Genomic DNA, 26,981 nt, shown 5'->3' on the forward strand with positions numbered 1-26,981 from the left:
TTATAAAAATAACCAAACGAATTTAATTCGTAATTAGCTTCGCTGCTTTAGTAATTAATAATTCGTAATTAGTTTTAGCTAACAGATTTTTCTTCAGGTTGTCTCCAAAGTTCGCTTACTTCTTTTTTATCCAAAACGAGTAAAAGACGAACAGGGTTAGGAATAAAAACTAAACGAGCATCCATTTTTGGAGCTTTTTGTACTTCAAACTGAACAGCATCTTGTGGTTTAAAGCTGTACTGTTGTCCGTGTTCGGTTTCTTCTAATGGCGAATAATTACGTGCAATATAAGCGATTGGAGAAAGCACATCCAAACTTGGACTGTGTTGTTCATACAAATCTTCCAAAATATCCTCTAAATACTCACCATAATTTTCTAAAAAATCATCTTCAAATTCATGTAGCTTTTCTTCTGCATCGTCGTAGGTTTCGTCGTTATAATCCATATCGGCGAGCATACTTTTTTGTTGAATTATAGTTTCTAGTTCTTTGTTAAGGGCGTTAAAATCCATACTGAATAATTACTAATTTAATTTTTAATAGAATGAATGACAAATTTAATTTTAAAATTTAATTAAATCTCTCAATTTATCGAATTGCTTATTATCACATAATAATAAGTTTATTGCCAGAAATAGTTTTATAAATTTACTTACTAAGCTGGCTAGATTAATTTTCTAATTTACGAATATTTTAGAATGAAAACAATTTATAAAAATATTATCATAAATAAACGTGAGCTTGGGGCATAATTATCATTAATTCTAAAATAAAAAAGGCTCACAAAATAATATTTGAAAGCCATTTGATTAAATCATTTATAACTAACTACTAGTCCACTTCTGCCGAAATTCCACGGTCACAAATAGCATTACGCATCGGCACGAGGTCATTCCAAGACCCTTCTTTTACCGAGCATTTTCCTTTGAAATGAATAATAAGTGTACATTGTTCGGCTTGTGGTTCTGAATGCTCACAAACTTCCACTAATGTATCAATAACGTGGTCAAAGGTATTTACCTCATCATTAAAAACAATTAAACGATGACCTTCTTCTACTTTTGTATCTACTTTTTCTAAAACCTCTGTTTCTGTGTTGGAATAGAAGTTAGTAGAATATTTTAAATTATTTATTTCAGAGTTAGTCATAAAAGAAGAGTTTGAAGAATAATTCATAATTGAAATAAGATTGAGAAAACTAAAATCAGAAACTTAAAATGAGATATAAGACAGCAATAAAATCGAATGTCTTTATCTGTTTCTACTACAAAAATACAATTTTATCAAAAAAATAACTAAATTTTTGATAGAATAGTTTACAGATGCAAGTTTTTTTTATTTTTTCGTTATCAAGTTAATTAAAAACTCTTAATTGCATTGTTTCAAAAAAATCAATTTTCAACATCTATATTTCTTAGGAACAATTACGACCTGTCAAAGCAACGAAGCTAATTAAAGATTACGAACCCAACACCCTAAATATCAACAATTTATCATTTTCAAATAAGTATATTATTTAATTTCAATTCCTTATTTTATTTTGTAACTTTTACTTCTTATTTCTTACTTTATTTCCATGTCTATCAAAAAAATAACGCTATTCATCTTTCTACTTTCATTTTTTGCTTGTTCTACTCCCTATAAAGTTTGGCAAAAACAAGTTCATAGAAAAGTCAAAGCTCATCTTACTGAAAAGCCAAACCTTCCTACTCCTCCAAATACAGTGTGGATAAATGATAATTTGTTTATGGACAAAACAGAGGTTGTAAATCTAAATTATTTAGAATATTTACATTATATAAATGAAGACTCTTCTTATACGTATTATCAAAATCAAATTCCTACCAATGGCGTTTGGATGGATAAAGAAGTGCCTTTTTCAGATTCTGTAAAACTTTCTCTTTCTTTGGGTTATCTTGAATATGAAGGTTATCGTTTTTTGCCTGTAGTGGGTGTTTCTTACCAACAAGCTATCAATTACTGTGCGTGGAGAAGTGAAATGGCAACACAAAATTTCGTCAGTAGTAGAGAAAACAACTATCGTTTTGAGTATAGATTACCCACAGAAAAAGAATGGGAAAAAGCTGCACTCTCTTTTATTGACACCACTACATTATATAAAGAAAATAAAAAATATGGTTTTGATACTTCTATTATCTCGCCTTCTGTTTTTAATTTGAGTGAAAAATTAAACAAATCAAAAAATGATTCCACACCTATTCCACCAACAACTTATGCTTATTCTGACCCTACAACACTTTTAGGACTTCATCACACCATCGGAAATGTAGCTGAAATGATAGCCGAAGAAGGAATTTCGAAAGGTGGTTCTTGGTTGCATGTTCCTCTCCAAAGTACAATAAATGAGCGTATTCGTTATCGTTATCCTACTTCGTGGTTAGGTTTTAGGTGTATTTGTGAAGTAATGGAAATAAAAAAATAAAGACGTTGTTTTAAGAATGAGTATAATAGATTTAAGACAATATTATTTTTAAGCAATTTCAAACTAGAAAAAAACAAGTCTGAGGTAGAAATTCTGACTTGTTTTTTTGTGAGTTTAAAGACGTACAGAAAAGTATTAGTTTTTATCAAGAGTCTCTAAAATTAGGTTTTCCTCTTCTACAGCTTTTATTTCTCCACTAATTGCCACAAAAATTTTGTTTTCTTCAATAAAATGACGCTTTTCAAAAAGTTCTGATAAAAGAATTTTGCCAACGATATAATTTTCATTTTCTGTCAAAATTTCTTTAAAATCAATATTTTGAAGAAGTTCTTTTTTACTCAAGTTTTCATCAAAACGTAAATAAATTTCTGATAAAGCTTTTCTAGTTGGTGAAAATTCAGCCACTGTTGGTGTCTCACTAACGACATCTTTTACTTTTCTATATTCATATTGATAATCGTAACGCAGCGCAGAAATATCAGAAAGAACTGCCGAACCTGTTGGATGTCCTCCTGCTCCTTTTCCTATAAAAGTTTGTTTATCTGAAAAAGCAGCTTCTACCAAAACAGCATTATTTTCATTTTCTACATTATAGAGTAGATTTTCAACATCAATAAAGGTAGGCAAAACATAAAGTAAAAGTTGGTTATTTTCCGTCTTTCCATTTTTTGATGATTGAATACGTGAAATATTAGCTACCAATTTTACTTTGAAATTCGTAGTTTTTTGATTATTATCATTACTTCTACTGTAATTTGAAGCAAAATCAATATCTTCTTTTTTGAGATTATTAATTCCGATTCTAAGTATTTCATCAGGATTGACAAAAATTCCATACGCTTGTGCAGCCAAAAGACAAAGTTTATATGTTGGGTCAAAACCTGCCACATCAAGCGTTGGGTCTGCTTCTGCAAAACCTAAACCTTGTGCTTGTTTTAGAGCTACATCATAAGTAAGATTTTCATTAGCTATTTTTGACAAAATATAATTCGAAGAACCATTAAAAATTCCACTTACAGAATATAGAAGTTCATTATCATAATATTCAGCCAATGTTCGGACAATCGGAATACTTCCACAAGCAGCAGCTTCATATAAAAGTGAAGTTCCTGTTTCTTTTTGAATCTTTACTAATTCTTCCAAATGCAGAGCAAGCATTTTTTTATTTGCTGTAACTACATTTTTTCCACTTAGCAATGCTTTTTTTACAATCTGATAAGCTTCTTCTGCATCAGAAATAAGCTCCACAACAAGATTTATTTCAGAGTTATCTAAAATTTCATTTTTATCAAACGTAAAAAAAGACGAATCTATCTCACGTTTTTTTTCTTTATTTTTTACACAAATTTTCAAAATCTGTGCTTCAAATCCTGTATTTTCGGTGTTGTTTTGAAGAATATCGTGCAGCCCTTTTCCGACACAACCAAAACCAAACAAACCAATTTTTAATGTTTTTTTCATATTAGTATTTTTTAAACCCTAAGGGTCTTTGAGACCCTTAGGGTTTTTAAAGTGGAGTTTAAAGAATTATTTTTTCTCTGACAATTTGGAAACTATCAGCTACTATTTTACCTAATTTCTCACCTTCCAGCAAAAAACCATCGTGTCCGTAAGGAGATTTTATTTCGAAATAGCTTGAATTAGGAATATATTTTGCCAATAGTTGTTGGTCTTCAGAAGGAAACAAAACATCATTTGTTATGCTAACCACAACTGTTTTTGCTTTAATCTGTGAAAGAGCTTTTTCAACTCCTCCTCTATTTCTTCCTACATCATGTGAATCCATTGCTTTCGAAAGATTGTAATACGCAAAAGCATCAAAACGCTGTGCTAATTTTTCGCCTTGATAAACTTGATACGATTCTGAACTAAAATTCTGTGTTCTTCCATCATCATTTGTTTGTGTAAGATTATAAGCTTCATAATTTCGATAAGATAAAAGTGCAATACTTCGGGCGACTTTCATTCCGTTTAATCCTGCTTTTGGATTTGATTCTTTCCAAGTAACATCATTTTCTATTGCTTGGCGTTGAGTAGAATTGAAGGCAATTCCCCACGCTGAATGTTTTGCACTCGTAGCAATGAGAGCCAAATTTTCAATTAAATCTGGTTCTTTTATTGCCCATTCCATCGCCTGCTGCCCTCCCATTGAACCACCAATACACAACCAAATTTTATCAAAACCTAATTTTGATTGCAATTCTTTTCGAAGTAAATCTATTGAATTTGCAATATCACGAATGGTAAAAAATGGAAAATCATGATAAAATGGTTGTCCCGTTTTTGGATTTTCAGAAAGTGCATTAGTAGAACCATAACACGAACCCAAAATATTTACACAAATAATAAAATTGTCTTCAGGATTTATAGTTTTGTTTTCGCCTATCTCATTACCTACTAGAATATCCCACCATTCCAACGGATTGCTATTCGCTGTCAAGGCATGACAAATCCAAACAACATTGTCTTTTTTATCATTGAGCTTACCAAAAGTATGATAAGCTAAACGAAGTGAAGGTAAAGATTGACCACTTTCAAGAACAAATTCAGAATCAGAATCAAAATAATTTAGCATAGGATAGTTTTATAAAAACAAAAGACAGAATTTTCAAAAGTAGGTTAAAGTTTGCCTTTGACTTGTTATATAAGAATACCAATATAGTCAAAGGCAAGCCTTTGCCCTACGAATACAGTAATTTTTATTGTAAAATCAATGCAGCAGCCGTCAGATTTGTAGTTTCATCAATCAAGATAGCTCCTCCATTGGTTCTTAATTCTTTGTATGAATCAAAAACTAAAGGCGATGCTGTTTTGATTTCTAACTTTCCAATTTCATTTAATTGAATTGTTTTTGCACCTGTTTCTTTCTCTAATGTATTGATATTGAGCTTGTAATCAATATTTTTTATTACACAACGTACAACTCGGCTATTGTGTTGTAATAAATATTTACCTCCAACTTGTAAGTCTTTGGTATCCATCCAACAAAAAAGACTTTCTATATTTTGAGTAATATTCGGAGCATTTTGTTCTCCTACAATCGTATCTCCTCTACTAATATCAATCTCATCTTCAAGATGTAAAACAGCACTTTGCCCTGCCGAAACTTCTTGTACTTCCTTTAAGTTATGTTCAATCGCTTTTATTTTGGTGCGAATTCCAGAAGGTTGTATCAAAACAGTATCTCCTTTTTTGAAAACTCCACTTCCTACTTTTCCTGCATAGCCTCTATAATCATGAAATTCATCATTTTGAGGACGCAAAACATATTGAACTGACAAACGAGGATGAGTAAGGTTTTCATTTTGCTTAATTTCTACATTTTCAAGGTACTCTAGCAATGTGTCGCCCTGATACCAGTTCATAACCACAGAACTTCTATCAACAATGTTTTCTCCACTCAGCGCAGAAATAGGAATAAATTCTACATTTGAAAGCCCTAGTGATTCTTGTATAGCTTGATAATCTTCTTTTATCTGATTGAAAACAGTTTCACTAAAACCCACTAAATCCATTTTGTTGATAGCCACCACCACATGAGGAATATTCAAAAGTGAAGCAATCAAAGAATGACGACGAGTTTGTTCGATAACACCTTTTCGTGCATCAATCAAAATAATAGCAAGGTCAGAATTTGAAGCTCCAGTAACCATGTTGCGTGTGTACTGCACATGACCTGGGGCATCGGCAATAATGAACTTGCGTTTTGGCGTAGAAAAATATTTGTAAGCTACATCTATCGTAATTCCCTGTTCACGTTCAGCACGCAAACCGTCAGTAAGAATGGCCAAATCTATTTCGCCATTTTCTTTATTTTTGGATTGCTTGCTAATGGCTTCTAATTGGTCTGTCAAAATTGATTTTGAATCATATAACAAGCGACCAATAAGTGTGCTTTTTCCATCATCTACACTTCCTGCCGTAATAAATCGTAAAATATCCATATTTGTTTTTTTGATTGATTGTAATTTTTTTTAGTGATATTGTTGTGTAGGGCAAAGGCTTGCCTTTAACCTACAAATACAGTGTTTTTAGAAATACCCATTTTTCTTTCTGTCTTCCATGGCAGCTTCTGAAACTTTGTCATCAATACGTGTTTCGCCTCTTTCACTAATTCTTGAAGCGATAATTTCATTAATTACATCATTAAGCGTTGAGGCCTCTGAAGGAACGGCAGCCGTACAAGTCATATCTCCTACGGTACGATAACGGACTTTTTCTGTAACAATCACATCATTTTCATCAATCTGAATAAAATCCGAAACGGCCACTAATTGCTTTTCTGAAGTAAAAACACATTTACGCAAATGCGAAAAATAAATTGGAGGTAGAGCAATATTTTCTCTTTTGATATAATTCCAAATGTCTAACTCTGTCCAGTTACTAATCGGAAAAACACGCACATTTTCGCCTTTATTTATTTTTCCATTAAAAGTATTCCAAAGTTCTGGGCGTTGCAGCTTGGGTTCCCATTGTCCAAACTCATCTCTTACCGAAAAAACACGTTCTTTTGCACGAGCTTTTTCTTCATCTCGCCTAGCACCACCAATACATGCATCAAAACCAAATTCTTCAATAGTTTCTAAGAGAGTATAAGTTTGTAAGCCATTTCTACTTGCAAATTTGCCTTTTGGTTCGGCTAAATTTTGAGCTTTGATAGTGTCAGCTACATTTCTAACAATAAGTTTTTCTCCTATTTCCTTTGCAAAAGCATCTCTAAAAGCTAGAGCTTCAGGAAAATTATGACCTGTATCAATATGGACTAAAGGAAAAGGAAATTTAGCCGGACGAAAGGCTTTGAGAGCCAAATGTACTAAGACAATAGAGTCTTTTCCACCACTAAATAATAAAGCAGGTTTTTCGAATTGTCCTGCCGTTTCACGTAAAATATGAATCGCTTCGGATTCTAATTGATCTAAATAGTTCATAGTTTTTTTTGGTATAGTTGTCGTCGGTGAGGACACCGACAACGGCATTAGTAATTTATTTTGTGTGTTTGTTTCCTCAGAAATGAATACACGATATTATTGATGTATTACATTCGTAATTCATAATTTTTAATTCGTAATTATTTCTTATTGATGCAATCCACATTCTTTTTTAGAGCTGTTTTCCCACCACCAACGTCCAGCACGAAAATCTTCACCTTCTTTAATGGCACGAGTACAAGGTTTACACCCAATACTTACAAAACCTTTATCATGAAGAGGATTGTAAGGTATTTGATAGATATTAATTCGTTTTTCTACATCTTCAAAATTCCAATGTAAAAGAGGATGAACTTTAAGCATTTTATGTGCATCATCCCATTCAAAAAGAGGCATATTTTGTCTATTGTCAGAATGTTCTGCCCTAATTCCTGTTACCCAAATGGTGTAGTTTTCTAAAGCACGATTGAGAGGTTCTACTTTTCGGATAAAGCAACATTCTTTTCTATTTTCGACAGATTCATAAAAACTAAACTTGCCTTTTTCGTTTTCTAATTCTTCAACTTTAGTTTGATTAGGCTCAAAAACAGTTATTTTTTGTTTGTATTTATGTTGAGTTTCTATCAAAAGCTGTTCGGTTTCTTCGAATAATCTTCCTGTTTGAAGTGTGAAAATATCAATAGGAATTTCATTTTTAAAGATAAAATGAGTGATTAGTTGGTCTTCAATTCCTAAACTGGTTGAAAAACATACTTTTTGAGGAAACTTTTCGGCTAGAATTTCAAGTAGTTCTAAAGGAAATAATTCTCTATGAAGCTCAGATTCTGCAAAAGCTAAAATTTCTTGTTTTGTCATAATTTTGAAAATTTTATGTTTTTTTTTAAATTGGTTCAAGCGAGGACGCTTAAACCAGATTTTGTCTAATTCAAGCCTCCTCGCTTGAATTTTAAAACTAAGTCCCTATACATATTTCATCAAAATCTTAACGCTTGATAAAATTACTAATAAGGCTACAAGTATCATCATAGGCTTGCGAGGGATTTTTTTAGTGAGCTTACTTCCCATTGGTGCAGCCACAACACCTCCCAAAATCAGACCTGCAATGACGTACCAATGACTCACTCCAATACTGAAAAAAAGTACTGTCGAAGAAATAAAATTGATAAAAAACTTAGCTAGACTAGATGTTCCGACAACATAACTCACTCCTTTTCTTTTGCTCATTAAGGAAGAGGTTACGATAGGTCCCCAGCCACTTCCAGAAAAAGCTGCTGCAAAACCTCCCACCAATCCTAAAAGTCCTAAATGTTTGGATTTTTTAGTTGTAGAATCTGACCTAAAAGAAACCACTAACAAGCGCAAACCGACAAACAAAGTATAAATTGCTAAGAGCAAATAAGCCAGTTGATTGTATTTATCACCTAAATAAATGAGTAAGAGTGCGCCACTAACTGCTCCTATCATTCCAAAACCAACAAGCCAGTAGAGCATTTTCTTATTGACATTCCCAAAACGATAATGCGAATATCCACTAATGGCATTTGAGAAAACACCCGACATATTTACACTACTACTAATGGCTGGAAGTGCAATTCCTCCCCACATCATAGCCGTAGCACAAACCACACAATAGCCCATTCCGATACTTCCATTGACAAGTTGAGCGAAAAAACCAATGACTATCATTTCAAAAAACTCTGTCGGAATCTGAAAAACAAAAGTTTGTAATTCATTCGCAGACACAAAAACTGAAAGTCCATAGCCAATAAAAAAAGTCAGAAAAGCGATAGAAATTACCCAAGTGAGTCTTATATATTTTTTTGACTGAGGAGTTATTTCAAGCGTTTCAATAGGTTTTACTGTTTCTATTTTTAGAGTTTTCTCTTCTGATTCTGTTTCATTTTGAGCAGGAAGTGTATTCAAAGATTTTGTTACTTTACTGAGTTGAAATAACTTATTTTGAAAATCTCCTGTAAGTGTATTTCTATATTCATGGAGTTTCAAAATTGTTTCATCAATCGTTTCTGGTAGAGCTTCCTCAAAATATTCTCTCATTCGACGAGCAAGAATAGGCGATTTTCCATTGGTAGAAATAGCTATTTTTAGATTTCCTTTTTGGATAATCGAACCCAAATAAAAATCACATAAATTAGGTTGGTCAGCTGCATTTCCTAAAAGTTTTCGCTCATTAGCTAAGGCTTTTATGTGTGCATTGATTTCTGCATCATTTGTAGCAGAAATTACCAACTCAACATTATCCAAATCACTTGGTTCAAATGCTCTTTCTGCATATTCAATGTGTGGGTAGGCTGCCAATATTTCATGCATTTCTGGAAAAATATCAGTAGCTATGAGTTTAATATGTGCTGTTGGATTCTGTTTGAGAAGCGTTCTTATTTTCTCAATACCAACATTTCCACCACCAACGAGCAAAAACCGTAAGCGTTCTGTTTTCAAGAAAATAGGAAAAAGTGTATTTGACATAAGCTATAAAAAGGTAAAGAATTTATCCGTATCTCTCGTTCAAGCATGTGCTTGGACGGTCTTTTTTTGCAAGCATATGCTTGCGAAATGGTAAGCACAAGATAGAACCTTGCGCTAGAAATATCGCCGTTGTTGGTGTCTCCACCAACGACAAAAAATTAAGTAGAAAAGAATTTTCTGTAACTGAAATCTCCAAAATTTTCGTTTGGTTTTCTTTCGTTTACATACTGAGAAAATAGGCTGTCTATTTCGGTAAGAATTTCAGATTCACTCAATTTTTCTTTGTAAAGTTGATTTAATCTTTCCCCATAACGGTCGCCACCAAGCATAAAATTATACTGTTCTGGAGCAGTTCCGATAAAACCTAATTCGGAAACATACGAACGCCCACAACCATTTGGACAGCCTGTCATTCTGATACTTACCTCTTCTTCTTGAAGTCCATATTTTTCCAATAAAGGTTCTATTTTAGAAACTAATTTTGGTAAATAACGCTGTGCCTCTGCAAGAGCCAAAGGACAAGTAGGCAAGGCAACACACGCCATAGAATTTTTACGCAAAACACTATCTTGTTTTTCTATTGCAAACTTTTCAATCAAATTTTCAATTTTAGATTTATTTTCTTTGCTTATTTCTCCCAAAATCAAATTCTGATTACAAGTAAAAATAAAATTTGAAATGTCTAATTGAGCCACTTGATGCAAAAATTCTTTTTGATACGGCTTTACTCCTCCATTTTCCACAAAAAGCGTATAAAACCAATTTCCTTCATGATTTTGCTGCCAACCATACAAATCTGAACGCTCCGTAAATTTGTATTCTTTTGCTGGTAGAAATTCAAAGCCAATACGTTTTTCAAGTTCTTTTTTGAAGTTTTCCACTCCCATTTTATCAATCGTATATTTCAAACGAGCTTGTTTTCTATCCGAACGATTACCAAAATCTCTCTGAATCGTCAGCACTTCATAAGCAGCTTTCAATATTTTTTCTTCGCTATCCAAAAATCCTAAAATTGTTCCCAAACGAGAATACGTATTTGGATTTCCAAAAGTAGCCGACAAGCCTCCACCAACTGCCACATTAAATCCTTTCAATTCATTGTCTTCAATGTGTGCAATAAGTCCCAAATCATTCGAAAAAACATCGACATCATTTGAAGGAGGAATGGCAATCGCAATTTTGAATTTTCTAGGTAAATAACGATCTTCATACAAAGGGTCAGCTTCTTTAGAACGCTCATAGACTTTTTCATCATCTATCCAAACCTCATAATAGGATTGCGTTTTTGGTAATAAAAGCGTAGAAATTTTATTACCATATTCATATATTTCTTGATGCAAAGGAGAAACTTTTGGGTGTGCGCTGACCATCACATTACGATTTACATCGCCACAAGCTGCAATCGAATCTAATTGAGCCAAATTGAAGGCTTGGAGAGTTGGCTGTAATTGATTTTTCAAAACACCATGTAATTGCAATGTTTGGCGAGTTGTAATCTTCAAAACTCCTGTTCCATATTTTTCTGATACTTCATGAATAGCAAGCCACTTTTTTGCATCAATCGCTCCTCCTGGAATACGCAGACGAATCATAAACGAATACAGTTTGTCCAATTTTTTGGCTGCACGTTCGGCACGACGGTCTCGGTCGTCTTGGACATACATTCCATGAAATTTTACTAAACCTTCGTCATCTGGACGAACATTTCCAGTAAAATTATCTTTCAAACTTTCTTTTATTGTTCCACGAAGTCCGTCACTGTTGGTCTTTATGGTTTCTAATGGAGATAATTTATTGCTCATTTTTGATTATTGTTTTAGTGATTTTATGTAGCCGACAGTTTCTAACTGTCGTAAGGTATTTTATTTCTGACAGTTGGAAACTGTCAGCTACTATTTTAATAAACGTCTTTTTGATATTTGCCTTGTTCTTCCAAGTCTTGCAAAATCTGTTTTGCTGTTTGTGTATCTATGCTTCTTTGCTCAGAAATAATCTGAATCAATGTATTTTCTACATCTTGACTCATCGGATTTTTCTGTCCACAGACATACAAAACGGCTTCGTTTTCTAGCCATTGATTGACTTCTTTAGCTTTTTCTTGCAAGCGATGTTGAACATAGATTTTTTCGTCTTGGTCTCTTGAAAAAGCTGCATCAAATTTTGTAAGCAAACCTGTTGCAATCCATTCTTGAATCTCGGTTTGATAATAAAAATCTAGCGTAAAGTGCTGTTCTCCAAAGAATAGCCAGTTTCTGCCTTCACTTCCAGTTGCATCTCTTTCAGCCAAGAAACTGCGAAAAGGTGCAATTCCTGTTCCTGCACCAATCATAATAATAGGTGTGTTTTCAGTTGGAAGACGGAAATTAGAATTGGAATGAATATAAAAATCAAATTCAGTTTCTAATGGAAAATCTGCCAAAAATTGCGACGTTAAACCTGTTTTGAGTTCGTTTTCTACCTTGAATTTATCTAAGGCAACTGTCAAATGAACTTCTCCTTTTTTATCATCTTCTTGATGTGCTTCCGAAGAAGAAGAAATAGAATACAAACGAGGCGCAATCGGCAATAAAACTTCTAAGATTGAATCAATTTTAAAAGTTGAAAAAGCAGAAATTTGTGTCAAAATATCAATTAAATCAGCTCTCTCAATTTCTTTTTGTTCTTTTGGAAAATAATAATTTTGATTTACTAAATCACCAATTTTAGCAATATAATTTTTACTCAATCCTTTTATATTTCTGATTTTGAGCCAGTCGTAAAGTGTTTTGTTTTCTCCTTTAAGGGTTAAAAAACGATTTGCATCTTCTTGAAAATAATTTATAATTTTTTCAATATCTGTGTCGCTATTTTTGGCAATAATTCCCAAAGCATCTCCAGATTGATACCCAATTTTTTCATTTGATTCAATTTCAATATGATAGGTTTCTTTATTCGAACCTCTATCATTTAAAATCACTTTATGGAAAATTTTGCCTTTATAATTCTTCTTGACCGATGAAACTGCTGTTGATGGAACAGATAAAACCTCATTTTCTACAACTGAACTATTTTGCCATTTCTGAAAAACAAACTGTAAGTCTTGTTCCCATTTTTTAGCAACTGGCACAAAATCTACATCTGATTTTACCAAAGGCAGAATTTTTTGAGCTTGTTTTTTCTCAAAAAGTGTATCTATCAAATTTCCAGCTTCGCAAAAAAGAGGATAAGAAGAATCTCCCAACGCAAAAACAGCATATTTTAAGTGAGAAAGATTTTCTTTTGAACTATTCAATTTGTCATAAAAAGCCTTCGCATTTTGTGGTAATTCGCCTTCACCTTGTGTGCTGATGACAAACAAAACGAGTTCTTCTTTTGCTAGTTTTTTTATGTCGTAGCCAAATACGTCAGCCACTTTTACTTTAATTTTTGACTTTTTGAAAGAAGTAAGTAACCCAGTGGCTACTTTTTTGGCATTTCCTGTTTCTGTTCCATATAGAATTAATGGTTTTAGTGTTTTGACAGGAAGTGAATTTGGTTTATTTTCAATGGTATTTTGAGAAACATTCTGACGGTCTGAAAAACCTGCCAAATATCCTTTTGTCCAAATCAGTTCCTCATAAGAAACATTTTGCACAAATTCTTGTAATACCGATAATTTAGATTCAGACAGCATATTTATAAGTGTTTTTGTGATTGTCAAAATAAGATTCTACAAAAGAAGACGAGAAAGAAGAGGTAGGAAAAGGAGTTTGTTTTTCTTCTAACCAATTAAATTCTTGATGCAAATTCACTACTTTTCCTACAATAATTAAAGTCGGAACATGTTCAAACTCGGGCAGTGTTTTGTGCTTCAACTCTTCAAAAGAAAAGACCGTCGTTTTTTGCTCTGGCGTAGTGGCTTGCTGAATAATGGCTATGCCTTTTGATGTATCAATTCCGTTTTTCAAAAATTGCTTTGTGAGTTTTTCCAATTTCAAACCACTCATATAAAAGACAAGTGTGTCCTCTGTTTCTGCCCAATCCGTCCATTCTTTTTGCGTAATATGATTGAGATTATACAAAGTCAGAAACCGAACACCTCTTGAATGATTGCGAGCCGTCAGAGGAATAGCCGAATAAGCAGCAGCTCCAAAAGCAGCTGAAATCCCTGGAATAATTTGGTAAGGAATATCATTTTGTTTCAATATTTTGAGTTCATCTAAAATATTAGAAAACAAAGAAGCATCTCCTCCTTTTAATCTCAAAACCTGTTTTCCTTGCAAGGCATATTCTACCATCAATAAATTAATTTCCTGTTGTGGTGTATGAATTCCTTTGCTGCACTGCTTTCCTACATAAATAATTTGAGCATCTTTTCGTGCTTCTTTTTCAATCAAAAAAGGCGAAACCAAACGGTCTGTTAAGATTATGTCTGCCTTTTGTAGTGCTTTTAGAGCTTTTAGTGTGATGAGTTCAGGGTCGCCCGAACCTGCTCCTGCTAGAGTTACGTATCCTTTAATCATAGTTTTCCTGATTAAATTTTAATTAATTTTTAGAAAAAACGTTCAATAAAGGCAATAGGAAAGAGCCTCAACAAAAGAAGATTTTTAAAAATCTTTTTGTAGTTTTTGATTTTTCTAAAATGATGGATTGAAAGTTTTTTTGAGTTGATAAAATAGAAGTCAAAGTCAGATAGATTATCCGACCATTGACACTATTTTTCTTATAGCTGATTGTTTTTTTGTACCACAGACTTCCTAGTCTGTGTAGTTTTAATTCAAAGAAGCTACAAAAAGCTCTTTTTTAATCTGCAAAGAAACTGATGTTTGATTTTGCAAATTATCTCCTACTGGGCAGCGTCTTTCAATTTCATATAACCATCCTAATAATTCAGTTTCAGTAGCCGTAGTTTGAGGTTTCAGACTAACTTCAATGCGATGAAAACCTGCTCGTTCTGTTGTATATTCTCCCAAAAGTTTGGCAGGATTTAGCTCTCCAGAAACATTAATTTCTAGTTTTTTAAGAACAATATTAAGTTCTTTGGCTACAATGTGTGCCACCACATTCAGACAACCCGCGTAACCAGCCAAAATATATTCGACAGGATTTGGGTATTCATTTGTACCACCTAATTCAATAGGCTCATCGATAGTAAGTTCGAATTCTCGGCTTTTTCCTGTAAATTTTGCCGAGCTTTTATTGATTCCTTGAAATGAGAAAGAAAGTATAGACATTTTTTCGTAATTTTGAAAGATTGAAATAAGTAAAACACAAAGAGGCTGCAACCTCGTTTTATGGAAAATGATAATCAAAACCTTGTTTTCTAGCCAAAACAAGGTTTTTTGTTTTTTAATTTCTAGTTCAAGCGTCGACGCTTGAACTAGAAATTAAAGTTAAGCTAAAACAGGAGCAAATACTTTTTCAAAAGCATTTATAAAATCACCTTTGATGTCATCTATATATTCAATACCTACCGAAACTCTCAATAAAGTTGGGTGTACACCTGCTTTTACTTGGTCTTCTGCTGAAAGCTGCTGATGCGTTGTTGAAGCTGGATGAATAATGAGTGTTTTTGCATCACCCACGTTTGCCAAATGACTAACAAGCTCTAAGCTATTGACAAATTTTTCAGCATTTTCTTTTCCTCCTTTTATTTGGAAAGACAAAACTCCACCAAAACCATTTTTCAAATATTTTTTGGCTAATTTGTTATATGGGCTACTTTCCAATCCTGGGTAATTTACTTTTTCTACTAATTCGTGGTTTTCTAACCATTTTGCAAGCGCAAGAGCATTTTCAACGTGGCGTTGAACACGAAGTGAAAGTGTTTCTAAACCTTGAAGTAATAAAAATGAATTAAAAGGACTAATTGCTGCACCAAAATCTCTTAAACCTTCTACTCTAGCACGAATTGCAAAGGCAATATTTGGCAATCCTAGTGGGTTTCCTTCTCCAAAAGTTTCCCAAAAATTAAGACCGTGATAACCTTCTGATGGCTCAGAGAATTGTTTGAATTTTCCGTTACCCCAATTATAATTTCCCCCATCAACGATAACTCCTCCGATGCTTGTTCCGTGTCCTCCAATCCATTTTGTAGCTGATGCTGTTACTACGTTTGCACCATGTTCTAAAGGACGGAAAAGATAACCTGCTGCACCAAATGTATTATCGACAACTAATGGAATATCATGTTTTCTAGCTAAAGTGGCAATCGCTTCAAAATCTGGAATATTAAACTCTGGATTTCCGATAGTTTCTAAATAAATAGCTTTTGTGTTTTCGTCAATAAGTTTTTCAAATGCAGAAACTTCGCTACCTTCTGCAAAACGAGCTTCAATTCCGATGCGTTTAAAAGCTACTTTAAATTGATTGTAGCTACCACCATATAAGTAAGAAGTAGAAACAAAATTATCTCCAACTTCCAAAATATTATTAAGTGCCGTGAATTGTGCAGCTTGTCCAGATGCAACAGCAAGAGCAGCTACACCACCTTCAAGGGCAGCAATTCGCTTCTCAAAAACATCTGTTGTTGGGTTCATGATACGAGTATAAATATTACCAAACTCTTTGAGAGCAAATAAGTTAGCTCCGTGTTCTGCGTTATTAAAAACATACGAAGTAGTTTGATAAATAGGAACGGCACGAGAGCCTGTTGTTGGATCAACTTCTTGTCCAGCGTGAAGTTGTAATGTGTCGAAATGCAATGGTTTGTTTGACATAGTTTGTAGAATTTAGAGTGATAATTCTGAAAATTATCAATTTATGGAAAAATGAAATTAGATTTGAAATAGTATAAAATAATTTAACTGTATTTTGTTTTAACAGCAAATGTATTTTAATAAAAACTGTAGATACAATTATTTTTGTAAAATTTTAAGCTAAAATAGAATAATTTAGTTTTGCTAAGGTGCAAAAAAACAATTCTTCTTTTTAGGAAAAATACAAAAAAACTAGAGAAATAATAAAACCTAAGAAATAAATTAACAGCAACAACAACACATAACCTTTGGAGTGGCTTGTGCAAAAGAATTAATAGCAAAATGAGAGGTAATAGAATTTACCTGTATATTGGTTGGTGTTGTTTGATTGGGTTGCTCAAGTGTTGAGCTTAGTAGAGTCTGTATAAACATGATGGTTAGAATTTATATGTCCTAAATTCTTTTTAAATTAAACTTAATTAAATTCAAAAAGAAAAAATTTGATTTAGGCAGGAATTAGCACCTTGCGTTAGCAGGTTGCCAGTACATCATTGAGCCTGTTCTCTCTGTACTTCTTTATAAATCTCATACACTTTGGTAAATCATATATGTCTGATTTGATTAAGTGTAGTTGAAGTGTGATGCAATGATACGACGACTTTTTTTATTATCCAAATAAATCTATAAATTCTATGTTAAATAATCGTTAAATTCATTTTTTATCAAAAATAATGCAGTATTATCTTTTTAAAATCGAATTTATTCTATCAAAAAGACTTTTCAAAACTAATCATTGTCATTTTTAGTAGATTTATTATAGATTTGTAAACGATAAAAAATAAACCGAGTGATAAACAACCACAAACACATTAAGAAAAATTATTTACATTCTTTATCTATGAACTCACTTTTTGATGAATCAAAATACAGTACAAGTTGGCATTGATGCCATGTCTTTTTATGTTCCCTCTATTTATTTAGATTTGAAAACATTAGCACCTTCACGCAATCTTGATTATGATAAACTAAGCAAAGGATTAGGCGTTTTGAAAATGGCTCTTCCAGATGTCAATGAAGATGCAGCAAGTATGGCAGCCAATGCCGTTTTAAAATTGATAAAAGATTATAATCTCAATCCAAAAGATATTGGAAGACTTTATATAGGAACAGAATCTGGTCTTGACGGTGCAAAACCTATCGCTACTTACGTTTTAGGGATGATTAATGAGAAATTGCAAGAAGAGAGCAATAAGAAAGAAGAAAAAAATGCAGAATTTTTCAAAAATTGTGATGCCTTAGACATGACATTTGCTTGTATTGGTGGTATTGATGCACTTCAAAATACGCTAGATTGGACTAGAGGAAACGAAAATAGAATTGGAATTGTAGTTTCTACTGATTATGCCAAATATGAAAAACTATCGGGTGGCGAATACACACAAGGTGCAGGAGCAGTTGCCATGCTTATAAAACAAAATCCTAGATTATTAGCTATCAATGATATTTGGGGAGTTTCTACGAAAAGTGAACACGATTTTTTCAAACCTAATTTTAGTGAAACTCCTGTTTTTGATGGTCAATTTTCAAACTCTTGTTATCAAAATCGTTTGCATGATGCTTATTTTTCATTCAAAAAACAGGCTGTTGAAGAAAATTTATGGCTCTTCCGACTTTTTAGCGATTATATGAATTTGACTATCATTCTCAATCTAAAATTTTGAAAGTTTCTAAACCCATACCCACTCCTTTTGAGGGTCTTAATTTTATTATTAATTCCCTCTACTATTCCGTTAGAATATCTATCTTTGAAGAAATTAATAATATCATTTTTCCAAGAATTAAACGTATTTATAAATCTATTTAGAGCCTTATGATTTATTTTTTGAGCTTCTTCTATCCATTGGTCTAGTAGTTTTTTAGCTTCTTGTTTACTCAAATCAGTATTAAATATATTTTGTAATTCCACTTTCATAAAATACACCTGTCTAAGCGTTGAGCTAAACCTAAACGCTTTAAGTAAAACTCGTCTTTCTTTATAAGTAAGGTCTTTCCATGCCTTGTATAAAAGCCATTTTATTTGCTTGAAATGAACGTTTTTATCATCTTTTCGTCGTAATTCTTTACGAATGCTATCTAGCACTTTATTACAATGCTGAAAAAAATGAAAGCGATCTATTACTACATCAGCGTTAGGAAATACTTCTTTTGCTGTATTTGAAAATCCCTCCCACATATCACAAGAAAATACTTCTATACTAGTACAAAAAACTTCGCCTTTGGATAAAAAATAGGCTTTTAAATACTCTTTATTACGGTATTCTAAAATATCCCAAACTTGACCTGTATCTAAATCTACTAAAACAACAGCATATTCCTTTTTTCCTTTTTTGTAAGCAAATTCATCAATACCTAAACGTCGAGGAAAATAATCTAGGTGTTTTTTTATCTCACGTTTACTATAGGTTTTAAAAATACCATCTAAAACATCCCAAAGTATGTTTTCTCGGATAGCTACTTCTTTGAAACTGCTATCTTTCAAACATAAATAAAGATATTTTTCCAAACGATGAGTTTGATTTTTTTGCTTAGAAACAAAACTAAAAACTTCTTGAAAGTAACGAGTACAATCTTGACAATGAAATTGACGAGAAGTTAAGTGTAAATAAACCTCTTTGTCTAAAATATTTCGGTCACGAACAATACGTTCTGAAGTAGAAGTCACTTTATTGCACTTTTTCAAGCAATTAGGACAAATAGAATCGGCTAAATTACTTTCTCCATAAATAGTTAAGCGAAGTGGAGAAGATTCTATTTTCGTTACTGAAAAATCTGAAAAACCTAATAAAATTGCTATTGTGTTAGTATCCATAGAAAGGCTAAATTAAGAAATTATCGCTAAATTGTCGGAAGAACCAAATTTATACAATGAAAACGATATTCTTTCCAAAAAATGGAGTAGCTTAATTTTTCATTTGCCTTACGCTTTTCATGGAAAACGAATATTTAGTCAGATTTTTACGGAAGAAAGAGTTTTGACAAATAATAAAGAGATAAAAAAAGAATTTTTGAAAAAGCTAAATTTGAGTGAAGAGGAGTTGAGTTTAGAAGCAAATCAGGTGATTAAACTTGTTTCAAAAACTGATTTGTATAAAGATTTTGTAAAAAACAAAATTACTGATAGTCAATTAGCATCTTCCGAAATTGGAAATATGTACACAGCTTCTATTTTTATGGCGTTGATGAGTTGTTTGGAAATGAAATTAGTAAATAATAATGAAGAAAATGAATGTTTAGAAAATCAAAAAATAGGTTTTTGTGCGTATGGAAGTGGTTCAAAATCAAAAGTTTTTGAAGGCATTTTGCAATCAACTGCAAAAGAAATAGTAGAGAAGTTTGACGTTTTTTCTACTTTAAAAAACAGAAAATCTATTAGCTTAGATAGCTACGAAAAACTTCACGACAAAACACAAACGACTCCATTAGCTAATCAAAAAGAAGGTTTTGTATTGTCCGAAATCAAAGCAGAACCAAAAACATTAGCGAAAGCTCGTTTTTATTCTTATCAGAAGTAATTTTGACTTTAGCGCAAACACACGAAATTTATTTATTATTCCAATTTTTTGATAAAGTATAGTGGTGGGAGATTTTATTTGTCTTGACATTGATTATACAGCTTAATAATTGATTTTGATAAAATATTGAGCTAGATAAACTTAGATACAAAAACACCTTACTTCAAAAAAGCAAGGTGTTTATCAATCCACTAAAATTAATTTCTATTACTTAGTTTTTAATAACTCTATGTGTGAAACGGAAGTCTTTTCCTGTAATTTCTACAATATACAGTCCTGTTTTTAAGCGTTGAGTGGGAAGTGTAATTTCTTCATTTCCATTTACAAAAGTAGTTTGGAGTGAAACTTCTTTTCCTTGTGCATCAAACATACGAACAGTTACATTTTGAGATTCGATGACTGATAATTGTAATTTTGCGTTTTGTGTAGTTGGATTTGGGAAGATTTTAAATTCATTTACTGTATTCTGAATTGTCATTTCTTCTTTTTTATCGTTATTATTATTCGAACGATTTCCAACAGCAATTTTTGAAGTTCCTGTAATGTTGATATGATAATCTTCTACTTCGCCATAACTAAATGTTTCACAAGAAGTAGAGTTTGCATTGTATTTCATCGAAACACGCATACGAGTTGTACCTGTTGAAGCTGTGGCAGGAACGCTAATTGTTCCACTTACAGAAGACGAATTACCAGCCGAACGAGTATAAACTGTTTCGTTACTGTCATTAAAATCTCCATCTCTATTCCAATCAATAAAAACAGTGTAAGCCTCATTATAAATACTTCCAGCCCAAGCAGGATAAATAGTAATCGTTTGAGAACTTCCTTTACTTACCGTTGTGCTAAGATTTGTATAATCTTTATAACCATCATTTGCACCAGAAGTATTATTGATAGAGCCAAAAACTACTCTGTTAATCCATTCGTCAGAAACACTATTACCTTTTGATGCACAATAACCTGTTGGTGCTGCTGTATTTCCACCTCCTGTACTTCCTCCACTACCATCAGAATTGTTATGGTTTCCCAAATAAGAAAAAGTATCCTGTGAAAAAGAAGTCCATTCAGCAACTGTATAAGTTGTATTTCCTCCTGTAACCGTCGTTTTTCTAACCAAAGTAACATCTGCACCAAAAGTAGCCGAGCTATTAAAAACACCCACTACATCAACTAAAGAACTATTTTTGAATAATCCTACAGCATCATTTCCGTTAAATGTAATTGCACTAGAAGAAGTAACTAAATCTCCTTTTGCTTGTAATGTTGAAGAAGCAGAAGAATAAACAATTACATACGTCTGACCTGCTGCCAAACTTCCACTAAGAGAAAGTTCAGAACCCCAGCTACCACTTCCATTTGCTTGTTTTTGAAGAGAATAACCAGAAAGACTAACCGATGAAGAAGTTGGATTATAAATTTCTAATGCTTTATTATTAGAAGAACCCTCAACATATTCAGAAATAAAGAGCTCTGCTCCAGTAGTTGGTGGCGTTGTTCCTCCACCTCCACCAGTAGAACCTGTTTGAATATTGAGCGTATAATCTTCTACTTCGCCATAACTAAATGCTTCACAAGAAGTCGGAATACCATTATATTTCATAGAAACACGCATACGAGTTGTTCCTGTTGTAGCTGTTGAAGGAATTGTAATACTTCCTGTTGCCGTTGCTGAAGTAGAAGCAGTTTTTGAAAAAACAAGTTCACCAGTATCTGTAAAATCTCCATCTTTATTCAAATCTACCCAAACGGCATAACCTTCTGCATATTGAGAACCACTCCAAGAAGGATAAATTGTAATTGTTGTGCTACTTCCTTGTGTTACGTTTGCTGTTAAGTTTGTATAGTCTTTATAACCTGCATTTGCACCAGATGTATTATCGATAGAACCAAAAGTAACTCTGTTTATCCATTCATCAGAAACGCTATTTCCTTTTGAAGCACAATAAGAAGTTGGTGTTCCTCCACCTGTTCCACCTCCAGTACCTCCACCAGACAAATTCCAAGCGATTGCTACTGTATTAGGATAGTCAATGTACGGATTACGGTCGCCTTGATACTGTTCGATTTTATTATTTCTGTCTATTTCGGCTGCATCAACAGGGTCTTGCAAATGCCATTGATACAAAACATTAATATCTGCTACTTGACTCATTGCACCTGCTTGCGTTGGGTACATTGTGTAAAAATAAAAAATTGCACGAGCCGTATTTCCTTTATGGTCTTCACGAGGCTCAAAAGTTTGAGAAGCATATTCACTATACTCATCGATATTTGAAGAAGGAATAGAAGTTTGTTGTGAAGAATTGACCATCCATTTCTCCGTTTGAGAATCATTTATTTCTGCAAAAGGATAATTTGAGCGTGTCCCATTCCAATCCACATAAGTAGGAAAAAGATGATGAATATCTGAAACCATTGGGTCAGCTTTTCCAAAGAAACTTTGAGGCACTGTATGTTCGCAGTTGATAGGCATTGGGTTTGTGCCTGTTCCTCCATACGTCCAAGGTTGTACAAAACCTGAATATACGCCAGTAATTGAGTTATTTTTGTTATCGATGTAATTGTACATATACCTTCTAGCTGTTGAGTAGCCTAGGGTATTGTGTTTTCCATCATGATAATTTTGTTTGTACCAAGTCCTTAGAGCAGAACCTGAAAGATTAGAAGGGGGAGCAGTTTGTGCGTTTACTGAAAAAGTAAAACAAAGAAAAATCAATAAAACAGAAAAAAATTGGAATCGTAAATTCGTAGTCATTTTTGAAAAGGGAAAGGGAACTTTAGAGAATAAATTTTTATAGTAAAAGGGGATATTGAGAATTAGAAATCAATTTGATTCATCAAATTTTAATCATTTGTAATTCTAATATTTCCAAAACTACTCCCTTTGCTTTACACTCACAATCAAAAAACAGTTAAGATAGTAAAGTGATTTTTGTGTAAGAATTAGAAGATTTTATTAGAGTTGTGAGATAAATACGTAAAGTTTTGTTCTTAATTTGTTCACAATAAAAGGCTTGATTACTAAGAAGTTAATGCGAACTTTGTAAAGTAAAAAATAGATTAAAATACACTCAAAAGACTTCAAATAGCTTTTTTAAAATTTAAACCTTAGGAATAGGCTTTGAATTTTGTATGAACTAAGTGTTAATTAAACCAAACTTTATTATTTTTCTATTTTAATAAAAAACCATAGAATAGTAAAGCCATTTTAACATTAACGCTAATTTAATTTTGTGTTTTTTGAGTAACTCAGAATTAACATTTACAAACTTTAGACTATTATTTCTATATTGATAAGCACATAAAGAAATTATTAAAAATGGATTTACTCCTCGAACTTGCCTTCATTCTTTCCAAATACCCTCTCAAATCTTTAGATCAAGTTTTATCAAAAGATTCTAAAATGAGAAGGCTTTTTGATGCTGTTTCAAAAGGAATTATTCAGACTGATGAGGAGGCTGCCAGTTTTTTGTATGAAACTTCTCCTTCTGATAAGCGTTATTTGATGCTCAAACGAAATTTAATAAACAAACTTTTCGAACTTTTACTTTCTAGTGATTTGGAAGTAGAAAAAAAAATACGAAAGAGCAAACGAAAAGATATTTTTAATCAAGAAGAAACTAAGTTTTTAGCAAATCAATATTTAATTATTGCAGATAAATTATTGATTCAAAATGTATATCACAATGCTGAAAAAATTATTGAAAGAGTTAGGCAGAAAGCAAAAGAATATCATTTGATAGAAATAGAATGGGAATGTGTCCGAAAACTTCGAACTATTTATGCACTCAAAGGATTTGCTAACGAAACTGAAAAATACACCCTAGAGGCACAGGAGCTAAGAGAAGAGATGATTTTTTTGGATAACTTGAAAAGTTACTGGGAAGTAATGCAAGCTAAAACTAAATTTTTTATTGGGCAATATTCTGAATGGGAAGCCGAAGCCTACGCAGCCGAAAAACTAACAGAAAAGTATTATAAAAAATATGAAGAAGACGAAAAAAACACACATCCATTAGCTAAATTATACGGTTTTCGTTTCAGAAATATTCGTCTTTTACAAAGCCACCCTCAACTCAAAGAATTACAAAAAAATACAAATGATTGGCAAGAACATTTTCAAACGTATCCTCATCTGAATACACCTACACGGAATTTAGAGTTACTGACTGCACAAATTTATACACATCGTTATGCAGGAGAATTTTTGCAAGCCTTACAATTAATAAAAAAAGCTGCCAAACTCACAACCTATCAAGCCTTTAATAAATTTAAGATTCAAGAACTTTACTTTGATACACTTTTAAAGATAAATGAACCCAAACACGGCTACAAACAGGCAGCACTTATTTTGTTAGAAGTTTTGCAAACGCCACAATTTGAAAGACTTGATAAATGGGACAAATCTTCTTGGCGATTGCGTGAAGCCTATTTATTTTTGATTTTAGAAGATAAAGACCCAAAATTAGTCAAGAAATTTACACCTAATTTTTATAGAAAAAATCTACTTTTGCAACTTCCAGATGAACCCATTACAAAAGACAAAACAGGATATAATATCATCCGAATTTGGATAAAATTAGTGTTTTTATTCTATACAGGAATGGAAGACTTTGTTTCAGAATCAAATAATTTCAGAAATTATTATCAAAGACATTTAAAAGACTCAAAAGATGAACGTTTGCGATTATTTGTTTTATATTTAATTAAAGTAGCTCAGAATGATTTTGCTCCTACTTTTTTGGAAGAAAATAAATTAGAACTACCACAAGAAAACTATAATTTCACAGAATTTGGTTGTTATGAAAGAATGGAAGAGTTGCTTTTCAATTTTTGTAAGAAAGTTTTTTGATACAACGATAGCAACACCAACATGCATATAAAACTACCTCATCAATTTTACCATTTCAGTAAACACATACTTTCTATTTCTTTGGTCAGTAGCAACAATTTTTACTGTGTATTCTCCTGAAGGAGCAAGACCATTTCTATATCTTCCATCCCAACGCTGACCTATATTATTAGTTTGAAAAACACCTTCTCCCCACTTATTAAAGATTATCATATCAAACTTTTTTATAAATTTACTTTCTACTCCATAGGTATCGTTTAGATTATCACCATTTGGTGTAAAAACATTTGGGAAATTAATAAAAGAATTAAAATCAATACGTATAGTATTTGAATAAGTAACAGAATCGCCCAAATCGGCTCGTATTCTTATATAACTGGTTTGATTTAATTGGCTTCCAATATCTATAGAATATGTTCCTGAACTAGAAACCGATTGTATATTAAAAGGCTGCTTTCCTATTGAATCAGTCTGTTCGAAAGTATAATTACTTGTAACCTCTCCTTCAAAGGCTGTCCAATCAAAATAAAGTGTTCCTTCTTTTTCACTTGTATTTCCTTCCATTCTTATTATAATTGGACAAATAAAAGGACTGGGTTCAGAAGTCAAATCACAAGCATTTGTATAAGAAATAGAATAACAATAGGGTGCAGCTTCAATATCTACTGCTCTATCCTCAAAAATTGAATCGGCTGAATTGACAGTATAAACATTTTCAATCCCAGCATCATTTTTTCTAGTTATTTTAGCTCCAGTAACTACTGCTCCCAACAAACCAACAGGATAAGACCACGAAAAAACAGTCTGCCCAGTAGGAGTAAAACTTGCATATACATCAAAAACAGGAGGAGGTAGCGCATTCGAAGCAGCCAAAATACAACGTTTAGGACTTATGATTTGAAGTCCAGAAACAAACTCTGTTTCCAACTGATAACAATAGGTTACCTTACAAGCAATATCCTCATCAGAAATAGTAGTAAAATTGACATCAGTTGAATCATAAATTACATTTCCATCTTTAGAAAGTTTATAAAGCCTGTATTTTACAAATTCTGTATCATCAATCGCTGTAACTCTTGTCCAGTTAATATCAATATAGTTTTCTTCTCCTCTCAAGAAGACATCAGCAGCATAAAAAAGCGATGAGCTTTCTGTTTGATTAGAACATACATCTTGAACTGAAATACGATACACTGCATTTGGCGAAATATTCTGAATAGTAAAACTTGTAGAACCTAATGGAATAGCATTGATGATTTCAAAACTATTTCCTGTCATGATTTCTAAATTATGAGGCAAATCAGTTCGTAATATATATTCTATTGTTGCACTTCCATTTTCAAAAGACTCAAAACGAGTTACTGTAGGTGGTAAAAGTTCGCCCAAAGGGGTTATTATTTCACTACTTGGTGTGCAGTTTTCTGCGCCATCTGTAAAAAGCCCTCTTACAGTAATCGTAAAGTTATTTAGAGAGGTGTAAGTATGGTCTGCAAACTCATTATCTCCGACAGTTACAGACTGATTATCTCCAAAATCTATTTTATAAGAATCGTAATAATCTTCATTTATTTGAACTCTCACTTTTGTATCTATACAACGAATAACATCAAAATCAACAACTTTGGGAGCAAAAACTTCAATAATATTTTCTTGCCTGACAGAATCTCCTCCTGCACCTCCTGTATTTATGAGTTGAGAAATAGAATAAATACCTGGTTGTTGGAATGTAAAAATGGTTTCTTGTTGTACTCTTGCACCTCCAAAGCGATAAAAAACTAAATTTGGGTCTGCTCCAGAACAATCCGTAACATTGACTGTTAGAGGCGCACATCCTTTTACATTAGAAACATCAAAACAAGGGGTTTGAGCAAATATATTTTCTTGTTGAAAAAGAAACAAAAAAAGAGTTAGTACAATAATTAAAAAACTAGAAGACAAATATTTTTTATTTTTTAAATCCATATTTTTATAAAAAATGTAATTTATAATTTTACGATAATAGCACTTATGAATAAAGTTTGAGTATAAAACGAATAGAATAGA

Annotated in this window: 20 protein-coding genes and 1 riboswitch; of the genes, 4 read left to right on the top strand and 16 right to left on the bottom strand. The window is 32.5% G+C overall.

The genetic code is table 11. From position 1 onward, the window contains the following. Positions 1-74: 74 nt before the first annotated feature. Both ACE193_RS01840 and ACE193_RS01845 read right to left on the bottom strand, forming a co-directional pair. Positions 75-512, bottom strand: coding sequence for a hypothetical protein (locus tag ACE193_RS01840; protein ID WP_375561318.1), 438 nt, complete (start codon positions 510-512; stop codon positions 75-77). 319 nt (positions 513-831) lie between these two features. Further along, a complete protein-coding gene (locus tag ACE193_RS01845) occupies positions 832-1,149 on the bottom strand; it encodes an ATP-dependent Clp protease adaptor ClpS (protein ID WP_375563332.1) in 318 nt (105 codons plus the stop codon). Positions 1,150-1,576: 427 nt separating this feature from the next. Here ACE193_RS01845 and ACE193_RS01850 point away from each other — a divergent pair, with 427 nt between their 5' ends. Further along, positions 1,577-2,443: a formylglycine-generating enzyme family protein gene (locus tag ACE193_RS01850; protein ID WP_375561319.1), complete on the top strand. Its 867-nt coding sequence runs from the start codon at positions 1,577-1,579 to the stop codon at positions 2,441-2,443. Between the two features lie 135 nt (positions 2,444-2,578). Here ACE193_RS01850 and ACE193_RS01855 read toward each other — a convergent pair whose 3' ends face one another. From ACE193_RS01855 to ACE193_RS01905, 11 genes are all read right to left on the bottom strand, one after another. Next, a complete protein-coding gene (locus ACE193_RS01855; protein WP_375561320.1) occupies positions 2,579-3,904 on the bottom strand; it encodes a homoserine dehydrogenase in 1,326 nt (441 codons plus the stop codon). A 58-nt stretch (positions 3,905-3,962) separates the two neighbouring features. Next, positions 3,963-5,018, bottom strand: coding sequence for a homoserine O-acetyltransferase (metX, locus tag ACE193_RS01860; RefSeq protein ID WP_375561321.1), 1,056 nt, complete (start codon positions 5,016-5,018; stop codon positions 3,963-3,965). Positions 5,019-5,142: 124 nt separating this feature from the next. Beyond that, positions 5,143-6,387: a sulfate adenylyltransferase subunit 1 gene (locus ACE193_RS01865; protein ID WP_375561322.1), complete on the bottom strand. Its 1,245-nt coding sequence runs from the start codon at positions 6,385-6,387 to the stop codon at positions 5,143-5,145. 87 nt (positions 6,388-6,474) lie between these two features. Beyond that, the gene (gene cysD, locus ACE193_RS01870) at positions 6,475-7,371 is read right to left on the bottom strand and encodes a sulfate adenylyltransferase subunit CysD (protein ID WP_375561323.1); all 897 of its coding nucleotides are present in this window, start codon (positions 7,369-7,371) and stop codon (positions 6,475-6,477) included. Between the two features lie 147 nt (positions 7,372-7,518). Then, positions 7,519-8,226: a phosphoadenylyl-sulfate reductase gene (locus ACE193_RS01875; RefSeq protein WP_375561324.1), complete on the bottom strand. Its 708-nt coding sequence runs from the start codon at positions 8,224-8,226 to the stop codon at positions 7,519-7,521. A gap of 105 nt (positions 8,227-8,331) precedes the next feature. Further along, entirely contained in the window at positions 8,332-9,855 is a 1,524-nt protein-coding gene (locus ACE193_RS01880) for a TSUP family transporter (protein ID WP_375561325.1), read from the bottom strand. Between the two features lie 158 nt (positions 9,856-10,013). Continuing rightward, positions 10,014-11,657, bottom strand: a complete 1,644-nt coding sequence (locus ACE193_RS01885; protein ID WP_375561326.1) for an NADPH-dependent assimilatory sulfite reductase hemoprotein subunit — start codon at positions 11,655-11,657, stop codon at positions 10,014-10,016. Positions 11,658-11,752: 95 nt separating this feature from the next. Further along, positions 11,753-13,507: a sulfite reductase flavoprotein subunit alpha gene (locus ACE193_RS01890; protein ID WP_375561327.1), complete on the bottom strand. Its 1,755-nt coding sequence runs from the start codon at positions 13,505-13,507 to the stop codon at positions 11,753-11,755. Then, positions 13,497-14,336, bottom strand: coding sequence for a uroporphyrinogen-III C-methyltransferase (cobA, locus tag ACE193_RS01895; RefSeq protein ID WP_375561328.1), 840 nt, complete (start codon positions 14,334-14,336; stop codon positions 13,497-13,499). The genes ACE193_RS01890 and cobA overlap by 11 nt, the downstream gene beginning before the upstream one ends. Positions 14,337-14,585: 249 nt before the next feature. After that, positions 14,586-15,047, bottom strand: coding sequence for an OsmC family protein (locus ACE193_RS01900; protein ID WP_375561329.1), 462 nt, complete (start codon positions 15,045-15,047; stop codon positions 14,586-14,588). A 159-nt stretch (positions 15,048-15,206) separates the two neighbouring features. Continuing rightward, positions 15,207-16,532: an O-acetylhomoserine aminocarboxypropyltransferase/cysteine synthase family protein gene (locus ACE193_RS01905; protein WP_375561330.1), complete on the bottom strand. Its 1,326-nt coding sequence runs from the start codon at positions 16,530-16,532 to the stop codon at positions 15,207-15,209. Between the two features lie 461 nt (positions 16,533-16,993). After that, positions 16,994-17,096, bottom strand: a riboswitch (SAM riboswitch). 329 nt (positions 17,097-17,425) lie between these two features. Here ACE193_RS01905 and ACE193_RS01910 point away from each other — a divergent pair. Continuing rightward, positions 17,426-18,232 carry a hydroxymethylglutaryl-CoA synthase family protein gene (locus tag ACE193_RS01910; RefSeq protein WP_375561331.1) on the top strand — a complete coding sequence of 269 codons (807 nt, stop codon included), beginning with the start codon at positions 17,426-17,428 and terminating at the stop codon, positions 18,230-18,232. On the opposite strand, the gene ACE193_RS01915 is transcribed toward ACE193_RS01910, so the two are convergent. Continuing rightward, positions 18,193-19,380 (bottom strand): ISL3 family transposase, encoded by a 1,188-nt coding sequence (locus ACE193_RS01915; protein ID WP_375558606.1) that lies wholly within the window; start codon positions 19,378-19,380, stop codon positions 18,193-18,195. The genes ACE193_RS01910 and ACE193_RS01915 overlap by 40 nt on opposite strands. 31 nt (positions 19,381-19,411) lie before the next feature. Between ACE193_RS01915 and ACE193_RS01920 the strand changes: the two genes are divergently transcribed. Beyond that, complete coding sequence (locus ACE193_RS01920; RefSeq protein WP_375561332.1) at positions 19,412-20,083, top strand: hydroxymethylglutaryl-CoA synthase; 672 nt, start codon at positions 19,412-19,414, stop codon at positions 20,081-20,083. Positions 20,084-20,294: 211 nt separating this feature from the next. On the opposite strand, the gene ACE193_RS01925 is transcribed toward ACE193_RS01920, so the two are convergent. After that, complete coding sequence (locus ACE193_RS01925) at positions 20,295-22,841, bottom strand: GEVED domain-containing protein (RefSeq protein ID WP_375561333.1); 2,547 nt, start codon at positions 22,839-22,841, stop codon at positions 20,295-20,297. 564 nt (positions 22,842-23,405) lie between these two features. On the opposite strand from ACE193_RS01925, the gene ACE193_RS01930 reads away from it, so the two are divergent. After that, positions 23,406-24,938, top strand: a complete 1,533-nt coding sequence (locus tag ACE193_RS01930; protein WP_375561334.1) for a hypothetical protein — start codon at positions 23,406-23,408, stop codon at positions 24,936-24,938. 33 nt (positions 24,939-24,971) lie between these two features. On the opposite strand, the gene ACE193_RS01935 is transcribed toward ACE193_RS01930, so the two are convergent. After that, complete coding sequence (locus ACE193_RS01935; RefSeq protein ID WP_375561335.1) at positions 24,972-26,900, bottom strand: gliding motility-associated C-terminal domain-containing protein; 1,929 nt, start codon at positions 26,898-26,900, stop codon at positions 24,972-24,974. Between the last annotated feature and the right edge of the window lie 81 nt (positions 26,901-26,981).

Origin of the sequence: Bernardetia aquimarina (genome assembly GCF_042180575.1) — a bacterium.
In the GTDB taxonomy this organism is placed as follows: Bacteria; Bacteroidota; Bacteroidia; order Cytophagales; family Bernardetiaceae; genus Bernardetia.

Bases quoted from the DNA above. Each gene is read 5' to 3' on its own strand.
- ACE193_RS01840 (WP_375561318.1), bottom strand. From the start codon at position 512: ATGGATTTTAACGCCCTTAACAAAGAACTAGAAACTATAATTCAACAA.
- ACE193_RS01845 (WP_375563332.1), bottom strand. From the start codon at position 1,149: ATGACTAACTCTGAAATAAATAATTTAAAATATTCTACTAACTTCTAT.
- ACE193_RS01850 (WP_375561319.1), top strand. From the start codon at position 1,577: ATGTCTATCAAAAAAATAACGCTATTCATCTTTCTACTTTCATTTTTT.
- ACE193_RS01855 (WP_375561320.1), bottom strand. From the start codon at position 3,904: ATGAAAAAAACATTAAAAATTGGTTTGTTTGGTTTTGGTTGTGTCGGA.
- metX (WP_375561321.1), bottom strand. From the start codon at position 5,018: ATGCTAAATTATTTTGATTCTGATTCTGAATTTGTTCTTGAAAGTGGT.
- ACE193_RS01865 (WP_375561322.1), bottom strand. From the start codon at position 6,387: ATGGATATTTTACGATTTATTACGGCAGGAAGTGTAGATGATGGAAAA.
- cysD (WP_375561323.1), bottom strand. From the start codon at position 7,371: ATGAACTATTTAGATCAATTAGAATCCGAAGCGATTCATATTTTACGT.
- ACE193_RS01875 (WP_375561324.1), bottom strand. From the start codon at position 8,226: ATGACAAAACAAGAAATTTTAGCTTTTGCAGAATCTGAGCTTCATAGA.
- ACE193_RS01880 (WP_375561325.1), bottom strand. From the start codon at position 9,855: ATGTCAAATACACTTTTTCCTATTTTCTTGAAAACAGAACGCTTACGG.
- ACE193_RS01885 (WP_375561326.1), bottom strand. From the start codon at position 11,657: ATGAGCAATAAATTATCTCCATTAGAAACCATAAAGACCAACAGTGAC.
- ACE193_RS01890 (WP_375561327.1), bottom strand. From the start codon at position 13,507: ATGCTGTCTGAATCTAAATTATCGGTATTACAAGAATTTGTGCAAAAT.
- cobA (WP_375561328.1), bottom strand. From the start codon at position 14,336: ATGATTAAAGGATACGTAACTCTAGCAGGAGCAGGTTCGGGCGACCCT.
- ACE193_RS01900 (WP_375561329.1), bottom strand. From the start codon at position 15,047: ATGTCTATACTTTCTTTCTCATTTCAAGGAATCAATAAAAGCTCGGCA.
- ACE193_RS01905 (WP_375561330.1), bottom strand. From the start codon at position 16,532: ATGTCAAACAAACCATTGCATTTCGACACATTACAACTTCACGCTGGA.
- ACE193_RS01910 (WP_375561331.1), top strand. From the start codon at position 17,426: ATGAATCAAAATACAGTACAAGTTGGCATTGATGCCATGTCTTTTTAT.
- ACE193_RS01915 (WP_375558606.1), bottom strand. From the start codon at position 19,380: ATGGATACTAACACAATAGCAATTTTATTAGGTTTTTCAGATTTTTCA.
- ACE193_RS01925 (WP_375561333.1), bottom strand. From the start codon at position 22,841: ATGACTACGAATTTACGATTCCAATTTTTTTCTGTTTTATTGATTTTT.
- ACE193_RS01930 (WP_375561334.1), top strand. From the start codon at position 23,406: ATGGATTTACTCCTCGAACTTGCCTTCATTCTTTCCAAATACCCTCTC.
- ACE193_RS01935 (WP_375561335.1), bottom strand. From the start codon at position 26,900: ATGGATTTAAAAAATAAAAAATATTTGTCTTCTAGTTTTTTAATTATT.